We start from the raw sequence: 260 nt of genomic DNA, 5'->3' as shown, positions 1-260 counted from the left end.
ATCGCCTTCCCGGTGTTCTGGCCGAAACTGAAAAAAATCTTTGGTAAAAAAGGCTTCTTCCATCTGTTCCTCGCCATGTTCATCGTCGGCGAACTGCTGACCTACGCCTGGTCCCGCGAAGGGATGCACGACGCCCTGTGGCTGGCCTACATCGCCACCTTTATTAAACAGTGGGGCTTAACCTCCGCCACCGGCTTTATGTGGGCGCTGGTACCGGAAGTTATCGCGTACGGCGAATTAAAATCGGGCAAACGCAATGC

Annotated in this window: 1 protein-coding gene; it reads left to right on the top strand. The window is 54.2% G+C overall.

Annotation, left to right across the window (positions count from 1 at the left end; all coding sequences use genetic code 11):
- On the top strand, window positions 1-260 hold a 260-nt coding region (locus F1003_RS18905), incomplete at both ends, for an MFS transporter (RefSeq protein ID WP_202913928.1).

Origin of the sequence: Winogradskyella ouciana (genome assembly GCF_009709615.1) — a bacterium.
GTDB lineage: Bacteria > Bacteroidota > Bacteroidia > Flavobacteriales > Flavobacteriaceae > Winogradskyella > Winogradskyella ouciana.
The sequence above is the reverse complement of the archived record's forward strand: the minus strand, read 5'-3'. Positions and strand labels throughout refer to the sequence as shown.